We start from the raw sequence: 16,052 nt of genomic DNA, 5'->3' as shown, positions 1-16,052 counted from the left end.
GTGAGACGCGTAACTGTCTCAACGTCTTAAAACAAAAAAACGTCTGGACCGCTTTCGTCCAAACGTTATGTCTTCTATCTTTTAACTCAGTGGGTTGTTTTTTAACGTCTTCTGTTTAAGCACATCCCATGCCGCTTTCCCGTCTGTCGGATACCCATTTTGCTCGATCGGAATCAGAGAGAAAAATACAAAATAGAAGGAAAAGTACACAAATTGGTACGTAAAGATGCCTGGTTCAAATATTTTCATGTAAATCAGGATGTTCACGATCAGCATACTTAGTATGGTGAATAACGGACCTCCTAAATAAACGAGGATTAAGTGTCTTCTTGTGTGGTTATTCAAATTTTCATATTCACACCAACCGTCCCAAAAATACAATTTCCGAATGTTACAGGGACCGATCTTAAACAGTCTGTTTCCACTTCCTATATGAATGCGGACTTTGCCACCCGTCATTTTTCCGAAAAAGAGATGACCTGCTTCGTGTATAAAGGTAACAATCGGTAAAACGAGAAAAAATGAAAAGAAAAACTTCCAAACATCTTCAAAACCAAACATGTGCATCCCTCCTATAACCTATTTTTTCTAGTATCAGGTATAATGTTTCCTACTTTGGGCATGTTCACACTAGGCTTTTTACCTGTCTTTTTAACAGAAAAAGTATAGGGAGGACAATCATTCCAAGACAATTATTTTTTATACGAGGTAAATTGAGATTTTAATCGATATACGACAAATGGATCCTTTTTGTTTTAAAACAATTCCCTCTCTGTATTACAACAGCTTCAAAAAAACTTTCAATTAGGACAAACGCTGATATATCAAGGAAAAACAGCAGGACAGATGACTCAATTTCACCAAAAATCGAAAAATGTTATAAAACAGGTGTTGCAAAAATTAATCTGTTATAATACAATGCATTATAATCAAATCAAAAACAAAACAGGAGGAACTTAAAATGAAAAATTACTTGGAGCTTCACCGCAACATGCCAGAAAAAACGTGTACAGAATGTGGATGTGTGATCGAGGAGCAGCACGAATCATACCTTTATGAGTGCGAGCGTTGCATGGGCAAACACGAGAGGTAAATATTTTTTTACTTCTACTGTTATATAACAATAATAAACATAAGCACCTGTTTAATAACATATTTAGAAAGGACTGTGGAATAAGTGACCATTGAAACCTCTAATCTTCAAGTGTTAGGCGATATAACCCCAGCGTATGAAAAGATATTAACACCAGGTGCCATTCTTTTCTTAAAGTCACTGCACCTTCAATTCAATACCATCCGAAAAGAACTTTTAGAACAACGTAAAGTTAAACAACAAGAAATTGATTCCGGGATTCTTCCCACCTTTTTACCTGAAACCGAACATATCCGAAACGGTGATTGGACCATCTCGCCTCTTCCTCAAGATCTTCAAGACCGCCGAGTGGAAATTACAGGACCTGTTGACCGGAAAATGGTGATCAACGCGCTTAACTCTGGCGCCAAACTATTTATGGCCGATCTTGAAGATTCCAACTCTCCTACTTGGGAAAACACGATTGAGGGTCAAATCAATCTGAAGGATGCCGTTAATGGTACCATTTCTTTTGAAAATCCGAACGGCAAAAAATATACATTGAATAAGGACATCGCCACGTTAATCGTGCGTTCTCGCGGCTGGCATCTAGAAGAAAAACATATAGTGGTAGATAACGAACTCATGTCTGGGAGTTTAGTAGATTTTGGACTTTATTTTTATCACAACGCGAAAACACTTATTGAAAAGGGTTCTGGTCCTTATTTTTACCTTCCAAAAATGGAAAGTCATAAAGAAGCGCGGCTTTGGAACGATGTGTTCATCTACGCGCAGCAGCAGCTCGGAATTCCGAGGGGAACAATTAAAGCAACTGTACTAATTGAAACAATTGTCGCCGCTTTTGAGATAGATGAAATTTTATATGAACTGCGTGAACACTCTGCAGGCGTGAACTGCGGACGCTGGGATTATATTTTCAGCTATATTAAAAAATTCCGTAATCAGCCTCAAGTGATCCTGCCTGACCGATCGCTTGTTACGATGACTGTACCATTCATGAGATCTTACTCTCTCTTAGCGATTAAGACGTGTCACAAACGGAATGCCCCTGCAATCGGCGGGATGGCTGCACAGATTCCGATTAAAAATGATGAGGCGGCAAACGCGGCTGCTTTTGAAAAAGTACGTGCTGATAAGGAGCGCGAAGCTTCTGATGGTCATGACGGGACATGGGTTGCCCACCCGGGACTTGTACCTGTCGCGATGGAAGTGTTTGACCGAATCATGCCAGAGCCGAACCAGATCGACCGGAAACGTGAAGACGTTGTCGTGACGGCTGACGATTTAGTGGCTGTACCAGAGGGCGAAATTACAGAAGAAGGTTTGCGCGTCAACATTAGTGTCGGCATTCAATACATCGCATCATGGCTTAGAGGAAAAGGTGCTGCACCGATCAACCATCTCATGGAAGATGCGGCAACTGCAGAAATCTCAAGAGCCCAAGTGTGGCAATGGATCCGACATCCTAAAGGTATTTTAAACGACGGCCGCAAAGTTACATTCGAGCTGGTAGAGGAACTAAAGCTTCAGGAAGTTCAAAAATTAAGACAGCAAATGAATGAGGAACCATTCAATTCAGGCCGCTTTATGGAGGCTGTCGGGTTGTTTGATGAATTAATTCGCGATGATGATTTTCAAGATTTCTTAACCAACCGAGGTTATGAGGTGTTGTAGGTTTTAAAAAGCGCTATTTAAGCAACTTTAATGAAAACACCGTTTCAAAATACTATGAAAACTTAAGGAGAGAGTTAAATGAATCAATCACGTGTGGAGAAATTACAGGAAATGTGGCAAAACGAAGAGCGCTGGTCAGGAGTTCAGCGTCCATATACAGCAGAAGAGGTTATTCGCTTGCGCGGATCCATCGATATCGAGCATACCCTTGCAAAAAAGGGTGCCGAAAAATTCTGGGATCTACTTCAAAACGAAACATATGTAAACGCTTTAGGAGCTTTAACGGGTAATCAGGCTGTTCAGCAAGCAAAGGCAGGTCTGAAAGCCGTGTACTTAAGCGGTTGGCAGGTCGCAGCAGATGCAAACCTATCTGGAAACATGTATCCTGACCAAAGTTTGTACCCAGCAAACTCGGTGCCACACGTGGTAAAACGCATTAACTCTGCTCTTCAGCGCGCTGATCAGATTCAGCATATGGAAGGCGGAAATGAAGTCGATTACTTCCTCCCAATCGTTGCCGATGCAGAAGCTGGTTTTGGCGGACAATTGAACGTGTTCGAACTAATGAAAGGTATGATTGAATCTGGAGCATCTGCTGTTCACTTTGAAGATCAGTTATCTTCTGAGAAAAAGTGCGGTCACCTTGGCGGGAAAGTATTGCTGCCGACTCAAACGGCCGTGCGCAACTTAATTTCAGCACGTTTGGCTGCTGACGTAATGGGTACGCCAACAATATTGATCGCACGTACAGATGCTGACGCTGCAGACTTGATTACGAGTGACATCGATCCTGTTGACCGTGCATTCATTACAGGTGATCGAACGGCTGAAGGCTTCTACCGTACGAATGCAGGACTGGATCAAGCGATTGCACGCGGTCTTGCGTATGCACCATATGCGGATCTGATCTGGTGTGAAACGAGTGAACCAAACTTAGAGCAAGCGCAGCGTTTTGCCGATGCGATCCACGAGCAGTTCCCTGGCAAACTATTAGCATACAACTGTTCTCCTTCTTTCAACTGGAAAAAGAAGCTGGATGACGCAACAATTGAGACGTTCCAGCAGCAGCTTGCGGCAATGGGCTACAAGTTCCAATTCGTTACGCTTGCAGGCTTCCATGCACTGAACCACAGCATGTTCGAGCTTGCAAAAGGCTACAAAGCAAGAGGCATGGGTGCTTATTCTGAGCTTCAGCAAAGAGAGTTTGATAGTGAGATCGATGGCTATACGGCAACACGTCACCAGCGCGAAGTAGGAACAGGCTACTTTGACGAAGTAACACAGCTTGTTTCAGGCGGCACAGCTTCAACAACCGCTCTTAAAGGATCGACAGAAGAAGATCAGTTTCAGTCACAGAAAGCATAGAAATAGAGTTGTTGGATAGGAGATAAATAGACGAAGGACAGGAGCAAATAGCCCCTGTCCTTTTTAGATTAGTTTACAAATGTGTTGTGGACGCGCCACGATTTTTTGGCATACGCTGACCAGATGACAAAGGCTAATGCAGCAGAAGCCGAGTTTACAAATGCCGTCCCTGTATCCACTTCGTCTACGAAGAGAAGCAATACATCTAACACGATGGCAAAATATAACGTAATCTGCAGCAGAAACAGCCATGATTTTACGAAAACTTTTTTCTTTGTAAAAAATAAATAAAGAAGATAGACATTAAACAGCAGTAAACCTATGTTAAAGACCAATTCTCCGTAAATGATGTACTTCAATAATAAAGAATTCAGCGCATAGCCTTTTATGGCTTGGAGTCCAATTAAAATAGCGTTTAGCTTATACGGAATAGCTAAGATGAGTCCCACCGCTACTAACAGCAGCCAGCCCCCTATTCCCTTTACATCTTCTTTTTGTTTTGTTTGAGTTTCCAATGTTCTATTCACCTTTTTCATTGATATCTATTTGCTTTCTATAGTTTAACATGGGAATCTCAACTAATCTTTGGTTAATCTTGACTATATTGTTGTTTAAGCATTTTATACATTTAGCCTCTTACTCAGTCGATCCAAACTATATAGCGCTAGATGTTTTGCGTCTTTATTTTTACTAGTAGAAATTTCATTTAAAACTTTTAATAAATACTCATCTTCTATAGTTCCCTTGTTGTTCCCTTCTGCACATTCAGATAAAAATAACATTAAGTAAAATTGTACTTTTGGAATTTCATGATGTCTCATTTTTTCTACTAAATATCTAATTAATTCTGTATTTGTTGAAAGGATCTCCGTTAATAAACGGTCTATCTCTTTTAGTTTTCCCTTTGCTATTACACTATCAATCTTTGGATAGTAATCTTTAATCCGTTGTTCTGATAATGCATTCACATATAAATTTTTATCATCTTCTTCAACCCCATCAACAAGTCCATTAATAAATTCATCAAAATTATTTGCTAATTGTATTTCCTGGTTTTGGTCAACATCTATAAAAACAACAGAAGGATTTTTTCTTTTTCTATAATCTAAACAGATAAATATCGGTGGTTCGTCTGAAATAATAAGCAGCTTCTTGCTTCGTATACCCCATTCTTTTCTCAAGTAACTGTTATCTAACAAGCCAGGATTTTCTCCTATACCATATAAAAAACCAATATGTACAGAATTGTTAGCCCAGCTGTTCGGTGTAGTCGTAGGGTAATATTGTTTTTTAAGTAAAAACCATTCCTTTGTGTCATCAAATCGATATAGGATTTTGGTAGCTCTAGTTTCAATTCGTTCTCTAACAGTTTTAACACATCTAAATCCACATCACCTTTGTAATGAAAATCTAGTTCTTTTTCCCACAGGTCTGAGTTCAATTTTGCACACCCTTTACGCAAAAAATTATATACAAAAAGCAGTGGTTTTCTTATGCGAAACCCACTGCTAATATATCGGAAGAAGAAGATGGCTTATGCTTTTACGTCACGCTTTTGGAAAACCGTAAACGTAATCGCAAGCATCACTGCTGTATATACCGCGAGAACACTAATCGAGAACGGCAACGTTAAATCTTTAATCAGCTGATTTTGCCCGTCAATTAGCACGCTAAGATCCATGTTTGCGAACAGTGTGTAGATGATCCAATCTTTTGTTGCAAGCAGCATTACTATCGTGTTACCAGCGAACATCGTGAACATGGCAACCCCAATCGCGACCGAGTTACTCATGAACAGGGTGGAAATCATGAACGATAGCGCTACTAGTGCCGTCAATTCGATAAACTCTACACCGATGTTAGCAAAGACATACTCAACAATCAGTCTTTCTTTTACTCTTTGATCTTCGGTTACAATTAGATACGATTGATCCATTCCTCCAAATCCATACGCGAGACCACCGACTAACCACGTTGCGGCAATAACAGCCAGCCACATCACAAAGGCAAACCCTAATGTTGCAAGGAACTTCGATAAAAGAATCTTCCATCTGCTATAAGGACGTATAAGCAACATCTTAATCGTTCCTTTTGAAAATTCACTGGATACGATATCACTTGCAACGACAATAACAAACAGCCCGATTAGAGATGAAATCGGCGCCATGTCTTTCATAAACTGCCACGTTGTCGTTTCATATGGGGAGATGTCGTTAGCTATGGAGTACTCGTTTTGCTTTATATTTGTTTCAAGCATCTCGATATAAAACTCATCATCACCGTTTTTCTTTGCTTCTTCTAGTGCCTTTGTATCGTCATTGATCGTTTGTGTCAGTTCTTGCTTCCAATTGTTATTCACTTCTTCATCCGTCGTCACTTTATCATAGACGGCAACACCGATAATAATGATGATCGGAAGCGCAAGGAAAATCCATGTTCTCACACGGCTAAAAATTTTAATCCACTCATTCGTTAACAGGGACAGCCATTTCACTTACATCGCCCCTCTCTTTGTCATTTCTAAGAATCTCTCTTCTAACGTCTTCGTTTTACGCTGTATTCCTACAACGAGAACACCGGCTAGTACAAGCTGTTTGTTCAGCTCTGCAATGAATCGCACGTCTGATGTTTGCACAATAAGTTCATTGCCGGATTCCATAACCACAAGTTCTTCGGAAATCTCCAATAAAACATGTTTGGCCTGGGAAAGATCTCCCTCGATTTGAAAGTGAACTTTTACGTCTGCTTCATCTTCTTGGTTCGTGATTTCGTCAATTCGCACAAGTTTTCCGTGCTGAATAATGGCAACGCGGTCACACATCATCTGCATCTCAGCAAGCATGTGAGATGAGACGACGACAGATGTGCCGTTGTTTGCGAGAAGGCGCAAATAGTTTCTTAGATCATAAATACCTTGTGGATCAAGTCCGTTCGTCGGCTCATCTAGAATCAACACGTTTGGCTTATGTAAAAGGGCCTGCGCAACTCCCAGTCGCTGTCTCATACCAAGCGAGTATGTCTTTACTTTGTCATGGATGGCATACTTCAGATCAACAAGTTCAATGACCTCATCGATTCTTTCTTTCGTCACATCAGGCATGATTCGCGCGTATTGCATCAAATTTTTATAGCCTGACAGATAATCGTACAACTGAGGATTTTCCACAATTGCACCAACGCGTTCCATCGCTTTTTCATAGTTTCCACGAATGTTGTCACCGTTGATCAGAACATCACCATCTGTTATTGAGATGAGCCCCACAATCATTCGGATCGTCGTCGTTTTCCCGGCACCATTCGGACCGAGCAGGCCAAAGATTTCTCCTTCTCTAACCGAAAACGACAAATCATCCACAATGGTCTTGCCTTTGATCTTTTTCGTTAAGTTTTGTAGTTCAAGCGTATGTGTTGTCATGAAATTTCCAACTCCTCCTATCTCAACTCTCTCTTTTTTCCAATTATCTATACGAGTGAAAGCAGTGGATAGTTTCAATGTTTTTGTAAATTATTTACTTTTATGCTGAAGGCTTCTATCTACTGTAACCTTTCGTTTTTCTCTTTTGTTACACGTGTTGATATATAAACACCTAGTATGACTAGTGCTCCGCCTGCCGCTTGATAATAAGCGAGCGTTTCGTCTATAAACAGAACGGCAAAAGTGGCAGCAAACACCGGAATCAAGTTCAGAAAAATGCCTGCTTTACTCGGTCCTACGCGCTCTACCGCGGTGTTCCAAGACATAAACGCAACGATGGACGCAAAGATTCCTGTGTATAAAATCGTTAGTACGGAACCGGTCGACCAGACGATCTCTGTGTCTTGTGCTTCTTTTATAAAAAACGGAAGCAAGATTATGATGCCGAGAACCATCGAAACGGTGAACGTACTGTATGTCGGAAGTTTTCCAGCATATCTTTTTATAAGTAAAGAATAAATGCTCCAGCAAATGACTGCTGCGATTACGATCAGGTCCCCTATGTTAAAGGAAAACTTCAGCAACACACCAACTGAGCCTTTTGAAATTATAAAGAGAAGTCCTACTATTGAAAGAATGGCACCTGTAACTTGTTTAGCATTTAGCCGCTCACCTAACCAAAAGAAAGATAGCATAAAGATAATAATCGGTGTCGATGTGTTAACGAGTGATGCGTTGATGGAAGTCGTGTAATGAAGTGCGATGTAAAGAAGTGTGTTAAAGCCCGTGATGCCAGTCAGTGCCATGAATAGTACAATTCGCCACTGCTTTTTCACCACCTGCCACTCTTTACGCAGAAATGGCCAGGCAAATGGGAGGAATATGATGAATGCTGTGCACCATCGCAAAAAAGAGAGTGTAACAGGCGGTAAACTGCTCGTAATTGCACGTCCAATCACGAAATTGCCTCCCCAGATCAAGGTTGCAACAACTAGAAGTACATATGGGTTCACTTTTTTCATGTGATGATCACACCTTTTTTTGTAATTAAGTCTTTTTGGGCTTCAATTAGGTCTTTTTTAGAAGAAATTAAGTCTAAACGGCTACCAATTAAGTCTAAATAGAAAAATAAAGGCCATTCGACAAACCGGACAAAAAATAAGTCGCCAAGCAAACCAATCTCACCTTTTATCAACAGCCTCAAAATCATTTTCTCCCACTATATCAGACTACCTTTTAAAGTAGATATGGTCATTTCGCCTCAATCTAAAATTTGTAAGCTTTTTTCCTGTAAATTCATTCACAATGCTGTACAATGGAAACTAAAATCATTTTAATACTTTACTTCATGAAGTAAATGCTGAAGAAAGAAGATGACGTGATGAAACCGTATCGGACGTATATCATTTTATTTTCTGTGATGGTGGTGTGGGGCTTAAATGTAACGGCAACGAAGATTCTCGTTACCAACTTCATGCCCGTTACGATCACAGGGATTCGTGTTTTAACCGCTGGCTTAACGGTATTTCTGCTTCTCTCCCTTATTAAAAAAGTTCGAATGCTAACGAAAAAAGAGTTTTGGTATGTTTTTCTCGCCTCAATCTTTAATGTTGTGGCGCATCATTATTTTCTATCGATCGGCTTAACCGAAACAACAGCTACAAATGGCGGTTTAATCATGGGAATGTCGCCGCTTCTGACGACCATCCTTGCCATCTCGTTCTTAGGTACACCATTAACACTGCTGAAGACGGTCGGACTTTTACTGGGATTTTCTGGTGTAGCCTTCATCGTCTTAGAAGGCAGCCAAGTGACGGGCATCTCGTTCGGTGACGGGTACATCCTTTTATCTGTTCTTACGCAAGCCGTTAGTTTTATTTTGATAAAAAGGGTCGCACACACGTTGGATCCCCGCTTGATGACCGGTTACATGATGGTGATTGGCTCGCTGTTCTTGATTGTGATTGGTTTGATTGAGGAGCCACAAGGATTTGCAGGAGTCGTTGAGAATTCAACGTTATCACTATGGCTGATCTATTTCGCTTCTGCCTGTATCGCAACAGCGATGGGGCACATGCTTTATAACGAAGCGATCGGTAAAATTGGAGCTTCGGAAGCGTCCATCTTTATTAACTTGAATCCGTTTTTTGCTTTAGTTGGGGCTGTTTTGTTTTTAGGTGAAAAAATACTTTTTCAGCATATACTCGGATTTTTTCTCATTATCACCGGCGTTCTGTTGGGTTCTGGTGCGGTTGAAGAGATTCGGAACAGAAGATTACGCAAAAAAGATGCCGCTTAACTTCAAGCAGCATCTTTTTCTTTATCCTATAAACTTATGATAGATGGACTTTGCTTCTGCTGTACTCTTTGTTCCATGCACGAGCGCACGTCCGTCTTTAAAAAGAACTAATCTGTAATTGTCGCTTTGGATCTCCAGCAAATACGGATTTCGGCGAACTTTCCTGTGTGAAACTATGCTTTTTTCCATCTGCTCTAAATCAATTTCTCGGTTGGAGGATGGGCGAATCTGTACAGTATCCCGTCCACATAAAACGGCTGTCTTCATTTCGGAATTTTTTTGAAGATACGGATAAGTCGGATGAGTTCCGCAAGACGGGCAGTCTTGTTTCTTTGCCTTACCCATTCCTAATTGAACATGCTGGTTGGTCCAAAGGTCGAAGGTCACGATTTTATTCTTAACAGCTTCAAAGTCCTCGACCAATATTTTTAGAGCTTCAGCCGTTTGATAAGCTGTCACCATTTGAACTGCTGGTGCGATAATTCCAGCCGTATCACACGTTTGGCCGTTTGCAGGAATCTTATCTAAAAGGCAATTCAAGCACGGCCCTTCTCCTGGAATAATGGTGTAGGAGATGCCGTAGCTCCCGACGCAAGCCCCATAGATCCAAGGCACCTCGTATTTCTGAGCTAAATCGTTAATAAGTAATCGCGTTTCAAAATTGTCCGTCGCATCAATAATGAGGTCGATTCCTGAGATCAGCTCTTCCGCTTCCTCAATGCCCATATCCATAACATGTGACTCGATCTCTACCTCGGAATTGATATTGGCTAGTCGGTTTTTAGCGGCAATCACTTTTGGAAGCTGCAGTTTTGCATCTTCTTCTGCATACAGCTGCTGGCGCTGCAGGTTTGTCCAATCGACGTAATCACGGTCAACGAGTACGATGCGTTTAACGCCAGCTCGTGTGAGCGATTCCGCACTTGCTGCGCCAAGCGCTCCTGCTCCAACAATCAGTACGCTCTTTTGCCTTATTTTCGCTTGCCCCTCTTTACCAATCGGGCTAAATAATTCCTGCCTTGAATATCGTTCATTCACTTCACACTCAACCCTTCTAAAGGACTGCTGGCTGTTGCGGTTTCTTTTCTTGGAATCCTGCCTGCTTCAAACCCTAACTGACCAGCTTCTACAGCCATCTTCATCGCCCGTGCCATCTTCACTGGATCTATTGCACCCGCTACTGCTGTGTTCAACAACACACCATCCGCCCCTAACTCCATGGCAATCATGGCATCACTTGGCGAACCGATTCCAGCATCTACAATGACCGGTACTGTTGTTTGCTCAATAATGAATTTTAAATAAAGCGGATTAATGATCCCTTGACCCGAACCGATAGGAGAGGCTGCTGGCATGATGGCATGTGCACCTAGTTCTTCTATTCTCCTTGCCAAAACCACATCATCTGACGTATATGGCAGGACGATGAAGCCTTCTTTTAACAGTTCTTCTGTCGCTTTTAACGTTTCTACTGGATCTGGCAGCAGCGTCTTGTCACAGCCGATGACTTCTACCTTTACCATATCACATAATCCGGATGCTTTTGCTAGTTTTGCGATCCGTACGGCTTCTTCTGCCGTTTTTGCTCCAGCCGTATTAGGTAACAGTGTATATTTTTTCAGATCCAGCATTTCTAAAAAGTTAGGCTGGCTCGCCTCAAATATGTTCATTCTCCTAACAGCAAACGTTAAAATTTCAGATTCGGAGGCGTCTATCGCTTTTTTCTGTGTTTCAAAATCAGGGTATTTGCCTGTGCCTAAGAGAAGTCTTGATGAAAATGAATAAGGTCCAATGTTTAGCATGAAATCACCCTCCACCGACAAAACGCACTAGTTCGATTTTGTCGTTTTCTTTTATTTGAGTCTCACTTTGTTTTTCATTCGAGATAATATCTTGATTCACTTCAGCTATCACGATCTGGTCGTCCAATTTTAAGTGTTCCAGCAGTTCAGTGATCGACTGCAGCGAATCCGGCACCTGTATCTCTTCTCCGTTGATCATAAGCTTCACTAATACGCACCTCGCTTTCAATTTGGTCGGCAATCATCTTTCCTGTTACAGGAGACAGCAGGATGCCGTTGCGGTAATGTCCAGCTGCAAGAAACATCCCTTCCCATTCAGGATGTGGACCGATATAGGGTTTTCCGGATTGTGTTTGAGGACGGATACCTGTCCATGCTTTTTCAAAAACAGATTCTCGAATACCGGGTACAATCTGCCTCGCTCTCTCCATCAGCTGAAACATACCAGTAAACGTCACCTTTTCATCGAACGTACCGAAAATACTGGTCGCACCGATCACAATCCGGTTGTGTCGTTTCGGTACAAGATAACATTCTTTATATTTAACGGTCCCGGTCAGAAGGGGTTATCCGCCTTAAAGGAAACACATTCTCCTTTTACCGGCACCATCTGAAGGGCAGAATCCAATTTAGAGCTCCATACCCCGCCTGCTAAAATTACATGTTCGGCATGAATCGTTTCTGTATTCGTTTCAACACCAGTTATCCGCTTTTTATTCTGTACCAGCTTGATGACTTCCGTTTGTTCTCTGACTTCTGTACCCATTATCTTTGCGGCTTTTAGATAAGCTTCTGTAAGTTTTACAGGCGAGACTTGACCATCATTCGGAAAAAAAGTGCTCCACGTACAGAGTTTGACAACGCTGGTTCTCTATCTTGCAGTTCTGCAGAAGAAAGCCAACGAATGTTTTCCCCATAAAGATATTCCGTTTCTCCTCTTCTTTGAAGTTGAAAAACCTCCTCTTCTGTAAAGGCCAGTTCATAGATTCCTTTTTCGATTAGTTCAATGTCCATGCCACTTATCTCGTACAGCTCTTGAGAGAGAGTCCGAAACATCTCACGGCTGGTTTTGGCAAGCGGGTAGAAAGGATGGTCTACACCAAACTCCATTTGTGCTCCAAGCATGCCAGCTGCTGCAGAGGATGCTTTTTCTCCCACTCTCCCTTTTTCTAGCAGAAGAACTTTCTTTTTCTTTTGGATAGCTGGTAGGGCGATCGAACAGCCGATGACCCCTCCTCCGATAATGACCGCATCATACGTTGAGCGCATTAGCACACCTCCAGTTGTTGCTGATATTCTTTAACAGCTTCAAGCGGTGAATCTGATTCTATGATGCCAGACATTACCGCGATGCCGGCAGCCCCCGCTTGGATAACCTCTCGAACATTTATTGGCTGAATGCCGCCTATAGCGATTACGGGAAGAGAGGTATTGCTTGTTACTTTTTTAGTCCTTGGAGTCCCTGCGGCATTTTTCCTTCCTTGGATGTTGTAGAATAAATATGGCCATACAACAGAAAATGAGCACCGTTTTTTTCAGCATAGTGTGCCTCTTCCATCGAATGAACCGAACAGCCGATGGTGAGTTTCGGAAATGAACGTTTAACATGCTTCACGTCTAATCCATGATAGGGAAGTTGAACACCTCTTGTACCGAAACATTCCGCGACATCTGCTCTATCATTGACGACTAGCTTGGTTCGCGGCACACCAATCTCCAGAAGCTTTGTGATCAGGGTCGAGAGCTCTCTGGCTGTTCTTTCTTTTTCACGGATATGAAAAGCTGTGATGTACGGATAGATGTTGTAAAGAATATCCATGAGCTTCTCTTCTGACTGCTTACCTGTAGAAATCACATGAAGTTCTTTTTTCACAACAAAAAACCACCTCCTTTGTTTAGAAAAGAGGTGGTTTTACAAAATTCAGCATTCGTTTAGCGAGATTCTGTTCAACACACCACTTCCCTACGCTGGTTCTAACCAAATCAGGTTCCAAGGGTCTTAAAGTACACTTTAATCTCAGCCTTACAAAGGCACCCCTAGTGGTGAATAACTATTTTATTAGTTCAATACATCTATTTTATCGTTAAACAAGATTAATAACAACAAGTGTAAAAAAGATGTAGTTAAACTGCTTAGTTGCGTAAGTGGCTTGCGCAGCACCAACAAACATAGTGGATCACTGGATCATCGGTCATCGGTATGTACTGTGTGGTTCGTACGTTTTCGGTCTGTAGTTAGCGTCTTTTGTTTTTTTACGGTACGTGTCCTTATATTTATTACACGTTCGCGCAGTAAAACTAGTTTTCCACGCAGGTCAGCACCACTTCCACGCAGTCTGAACTATTTTCCGCGCGAGATGAAGGGAGTTTCGCGCACTTTTACGCGCAATGAACGACAAACGAGTCAAACTATATATCTTCCGTCTGAATAAATAAGTTTTTTACGACAAAAAAGACGCTACCAAACCTTCGGCAGCATCTTTTTTGACTTTTATTCAATTTACAACAACAAATACGCGATTGGAGTGGCCAAAATCAATGCCAAAACCGTGCGTTGGAACCAAATCCATATGAGCTGAGGCACACTGATTGGAATTTCCGTTGATAACACACATGGAATGCTTGCTGAAAAGAACAGGATGGATGCAACGGACACGACGCCGATTACGAATTTTGTTACGAGTGCCGCTTCTGTTACTAATAGTGCTGGGAGGAACATTTCAGCTACACCGATTGATGCTGCTTTTGCCGCAAGCATGGCATCTGGAAGCTGCAACGCCCATGTAATCGGATAAAACACATAGCCGATCCAGTCAAAAACAGGCGTGTATTCTGCGAGTAGCAGTCCGATAAGCCCGACGCTCATAATGGAAGGCAGAATGCTCATCGCCATGACAAAACCATCTTTTAAGTTAGACCAGATATTGTTCAAAAATGCTGGAGCGTTCTGTGATGAATCCATCGCGCTTCTCCACGCGGTTTGCAGATATTTCTCGCTTACAACTTCCTCTGGCTGTCCCTCCCCGCCAACATACGAATCATCCATTCTGCTTAATGGACGCAATCGAACCGTGATCGCCGTTACTAAGAACGTCACAACGAGCGTCGTCCAGAAGTACGTGTTCCACATCTCCATCAGCCCTAGCGTGTTCGCCACAACAATCATGAACGTGGCGGATACGGTTGAGAAGCCTGTTGCAATGATCGCTGCTTCTTTTACCGTATACTTCCCTTCTTTAAACACGCGGTTCGTGATCAAAAGTCCGATCGAATAACTTCCAACAAACGAAGCAACCGCATCAACCGCGGATCGGCCTGGCGTCTTCCAAATCGGTCGCATGATTTTTTGCACAAGCACTCCGATAAATTCCATCAGTCCATAACCGACAATAAAGGCTAAGAATACTGCCCCAATCGGAACAAGCAACCCTACTGGAATAACCAGTTTTTCGAATAAAAACGGCCCCATGTTCGGATCGCTCAACCAGCTCGGACCCCATTCAAAATATAGAAGCACTGCCGCGATTAGACCGACTACTTTTAAAAGTGAAAAGGTGGTTGTGACTCGGTCTTTGTTCCACGTTTTTGTATAGAACGGATAGACCGCACCGAGAAGAATGACGAGTAGAGCGTAAATCGGTACGGCCTCACCCGCTGTTTCTCTCACCCACGTGACGAGGTGATCGAGCGGAATGGACGACTTCCCTTTTACCGTGATTGGAACGAAGAACATGAAAATGCCGACTGCACTGAAAAAAGAAATTTCAAAGAATGAGACCAGGAATCTGCAGCTTTTTTCATTTCATTCAACTCCCTCAACCGTTGATAAGCCTGCCGGTTCAGGCTCTCTATACATCATATCGGGACAAAGTACGAATTATGACGAGTCGTGCTTGTACAACTGTTATGATTTTTTAATCCCCTTTTTCACACGGAAACATGTCTGTTTTTCAGGCGTCTAGGGAATACCATTTACATAACCATAAATAGGAGTGTTATCATGCGATACTTTATGAATGTGAATAAAAGTGTAGAAGAAGAGTACGGCAAGCTGTTTAGCTTCGATCCTGAGACAAACGAAGAAAACGACGATGAGCTTGAAGTGATGAACAACTTAGACGAGCAGGACAAAGGAAAGCCTTATATCTTCCCAAAAAGCTTTTTGCTGGAGGTTTCCGCTGAAGATTATGAGCAGTATGCGGATGCTAAAAGAGGTAATGGGGATATGCGGGGTGTGACGGAGAGGATTTTGGAGAGGTATCGAGAGTGATATGTGCAAACTGATTTACTATCCTTATTCCGCAATCATAGTGAAACATAAAAAAAGGGTACTTTTCTATAAATAGAACTGTACCCTCCTAGAAATGGAGTTCAAATTTTTAGAATGCTTTATAAGACTCCTCT

The 16,052-nt window shown here is 42.0% G+C and carries 18 protein-coding genes, 2 pseudogenes and 1 riboswitch; of the genes and pseudogenes, 5 read left to right on the top strand and 15 right to left on the bottom strand.

The genetic code is table 11. The annotated features are described in order from the left end of the window. Window positions 1-81: 81 nt before the first annotated feature. A complete protein-coding gene (locus tag ACEWFH_RS03465) occupies window positions 82-561 on the bottom strand; it encodes a site-2 protease family protein (RefSeq protein WP_473726112.1) in 480 nt (159 codons plus the stop codon). Between the two features lie 400 nt (window positions 562-961). Here ACEWFH_RS03465 and yhfH point away from each other — a divergent pair, with 400 nt between their 5' ends. The 3 genes from yhfH to aceA all read left to right on the top strand — a co-directional run bounded on the left by yhfH (window position 962) and on the right by aceA (window position 4,132). Continuing rightward, window positions 962-1,093, top strand: coding sequence for a protein YhfH (gene yhfH, locus ACEWFH_RS03460; RefSeq protein ID WP_188400762.1), 132 nt, complete (start codon window positions 962-964; stop codon window positions 1,091-1,093). An 84-nt stretch (window positions 1,094-1,177) separates the two neighbouring features. After that, window positions 1,178-2,767 (top strand): malate synthase A, encoded by a 1,590-nt coding sequence (gene aceB / locus ACEWFH_RS03455; RefSeq protein ID WP_473726111.1) that lies wholly within the window; start codon window positions 1,178-1,180, stop codon window positions 2,765-2,767. 78 nt (window positions 2,768-2,845) lie between these two features. Next, the gene (gene aceA / locus ACEWFH_RS03450; RefSeq protein ID WP_473726110.1) at window positions 2,846-4,132 is read left to right on the top strand and encodes an isocitrate lyase; all 1,287 of its coding nucleotides are present in this window, start codon (window positions 2,846-2,848) and stop codon (window positions 4,130-4,132) included. Window positions 4,133-4,200: 68 nt separating this feature from the next. On the opposite strand, the gene ACEWFH_RS03445 is transcribed toward aceA, so the two are convergent. The 7 genes from ACEWFH_RS03445 to ACEWFH_RS03415 all read right to left on the bottom strand — a co-directional run bounded on the left by ACEWFH_RS03445 (window position 4,201) and on the right by ACEWFH_RS03415 (window position 8,751). Beyond that, complete coding sequence (locus ACEWFH_RS03445; protein ID WP_473726109.1) at window positions 4,201-4,647, bottom strand: DUF2569 domain-containing protein; 447 nt, start codon at window positions 4,645-4,647, stop codon at window positions 4,201-4,203. Between the two features lie 105 nt (window positions 4,648-4,752). Then, window positions 4,753-5,367, bottom strand: a complete 615-nt coding sequence (locus ACEWFH_RS03440; RefSeq protein ID WP_473727198.1) for an SMI1/KNR4 family protein — start codon at window positions 5,365-5,367, stop codon at window positions 4,753-4,755. Further along, window positions 5,346-5,573 carry a hypothetical protein gene (locus ACEWFH_RS03435; RefSeq protein ID WP_473726108.1) on the bottom strand — a complete coding sequence of 76 codons (228 nt, stop codon included), beginning with the start codon at window positions 5,571-5,573 and terminating at the stop codon, window positions 5,346-5,348. The genes ACEWFH_RS03440 and ACEWFH_RS03435 overlap by 22 nt, the downstream gene beginning before the upstream one ends. Before the next feature lie 93 nt (window positions 5,574-5,666). Further along, window positions 5,667-6,626, bottom strand: coding sequence for an ABC transporter permease (locus tag ACEWFH_RS03430; protein WP_473726107.1), 960 nt, complete (start codon window positions 6,624-6,626; stop codon window positions 5,667-5,669). After that, complete coding sequence (locus ACEWFH_RS03425) at window positions 6,627-7,547, bottom strand: ABC transporter ATP-binding protein (protein ID WP_473726106.1); 921 nt, start codon at window positions 7,545-7,547, stop codon at window positions 6,627-6,629. 119 nt (window positions 7,548-7,666) lie between these two features. Beyond that, window positions 7,667-8,569, bottom strand: a complete 903-nt coding sequence (locus tag ACEWFH_RS03420; protein ID WP_473726105.1) for a DMT family transporter — start codon at window positions 8,567-8,569, stop codon at window positions 7,667-7,669. Further along, complete coding sequence (locus tag ACEWFH_RS03415) at window positions 8,566-8,751, bottom strand: hypothetical protein (RefSeq protein ID WP_473726104.1); 186 nt, start codon at window positions 8,749-8,751, stop codon at window positions 8,566-8,568. The genes ACEWFH_RS03420 and ACEWFH_RS03415 overlap by 4 nt, the downstream gene beginning before the upstream one ends. 153 nt (window positions 8,752-8,904) lie before the next feature. Between ACEWFH_RS03415 and ACEWFH_RS03410 the strand changes: the two genes are divergently transcribed. Further along, window positions 8,905-9,846, top strand: a complete 942-nt coding sequence (locus tag ACEWFH_RS03410; protein WP_473726103.1) for a DMT family transporter — start codon at window positions 8,905-8,907, stop codon at window positions 9,844-9,846. Window positions 9,847-9,867: 21 nt separating this feature from the next. On the opposite strand, the gene ACEWFH_RS03405 is transcribed toward ACEWFH_RS03410, so the two are convergent. The 7 genes and pseudogenes from ACEWFH_RS03405 to ACEWFH_RS03375 form a co-directional block, all read right to left on the bottom strand. Then, window positions 9,868-10,884 carry a MoeB/ThiF family adenylyltransferase gene (locus tag ACEWFH_RS03405; protein ID WP_473726102.1) on the bottom strand — a complete coding sequence of 339 codons (1,017 nt, stop codon included), beginning with the start codon at window positions 10,882-10,884 and terminating at the stop codon, window positions 9,868-9,870. Beyond that, the gene (locus ACEWFH_RS03400) at window positions 10,881-11,648 is read right to left on the bottom strand and encodes a thiazole synthase (protein ID WP_473726101.1); all 768 of its coding nucleotides are present in this window, start codon (window positions 11,646-11,648) and stop codon (window positions 10,881-10,883) included. Before ACEWFH_RS03400 ends, ACEWFH_RS03405 begins: the two co-directional genes overlap by 4 nt. 4 nt (window positions 11,649-11,652) lie before the next feature. After that, window positions 11,653-11,823, bottom strand: coding sequence for a sulfur carrier protein ThiS (thiS, locus tag ACEWFH_RS03395; RefSeq protein WP_473726100.1), 171 nt, complete (start codon window positions 11,821-11,823; stop codon window positions 11,653-11,655). Then, window positions 11,795-12,208 carry an FAD-dependent oxidoreductase gene (locus tag ACEWFH_RS03390; protein WP_473727197.1) on the bottom strand — a complete coding sequence of 138 codons (414 nt, stop codon included), beginning with the start codon at window positions 12,206-12,208 and terminating at the stop codon, window positions 11,795-11,797. Before ACEWFH_RS03390 ends, thiS begins: the two co-directional genes overlap by 29 nt. Then, window positions 12,205-12,917, bottom strand: a pseudogene (locus tag ACEWFH_RS03385) (NAD(P)/FAD-dependent oxidoreductase). Before ACEWFH_RS03385 ends, ACEWFH_RS03390 begins: the two are co-directional and overlap by 4 nt. Continuing rightward, window positions 12,917-13,449: pseudogene (locus ACEWFH_RS03380) on the bottom strand (thiamine phosphate synthase). The pseudogenes ACEWFH_RS03385 and ACEWFH_RS03380 overlap by 1 nt, the downstream one beginning before the upstream one ends. 142 nt (window positions 13,450-13,591) lie before the next feature. After that, window positions 13,592-13,697, bottom strand: a riboswitch (TPP riboswitch). Between the two features lie 451 nt (window positions 13,698-14,148). After that, the gene (locus tag ACEWFH_RS03375; RefSeq protein ID WP_473727196.1) at window positions 14,149-15,429 is read right to left on the bottom strand and encodes a YjiH family protein; all 1,281 of its coding nucleotides are present in this window, start codon (window positions 15,427-15,429) and stop codon (window positions 14,149-14,151) included. Between the two features lie 219 nt (window positions 15,430-15,648). Here ACEWFH_RS03375 and ACEWFH_RS03370 point away from each other — a divergent pair, with 219 nt between their 5' ends. After that, complete coding sequence (locus ACEWFH_RS03370) at window positions 15,649-15,918, top strand: hypothetical protein (protein WP_473726099.1); 270 nt, start codon at window positions 15,649-15,651, stop codon at window positions 15,916-15,918. Window positions 15,919-16,052: the final 134 nt, after the last annotated feature.

It is taken from the genome of Fictibacillus sp. EA-CB0309 (genome assembly GCF_055814265.1).
This window is presented reverse-complemented; position numbering and strand designations above follow the sequence as displayed.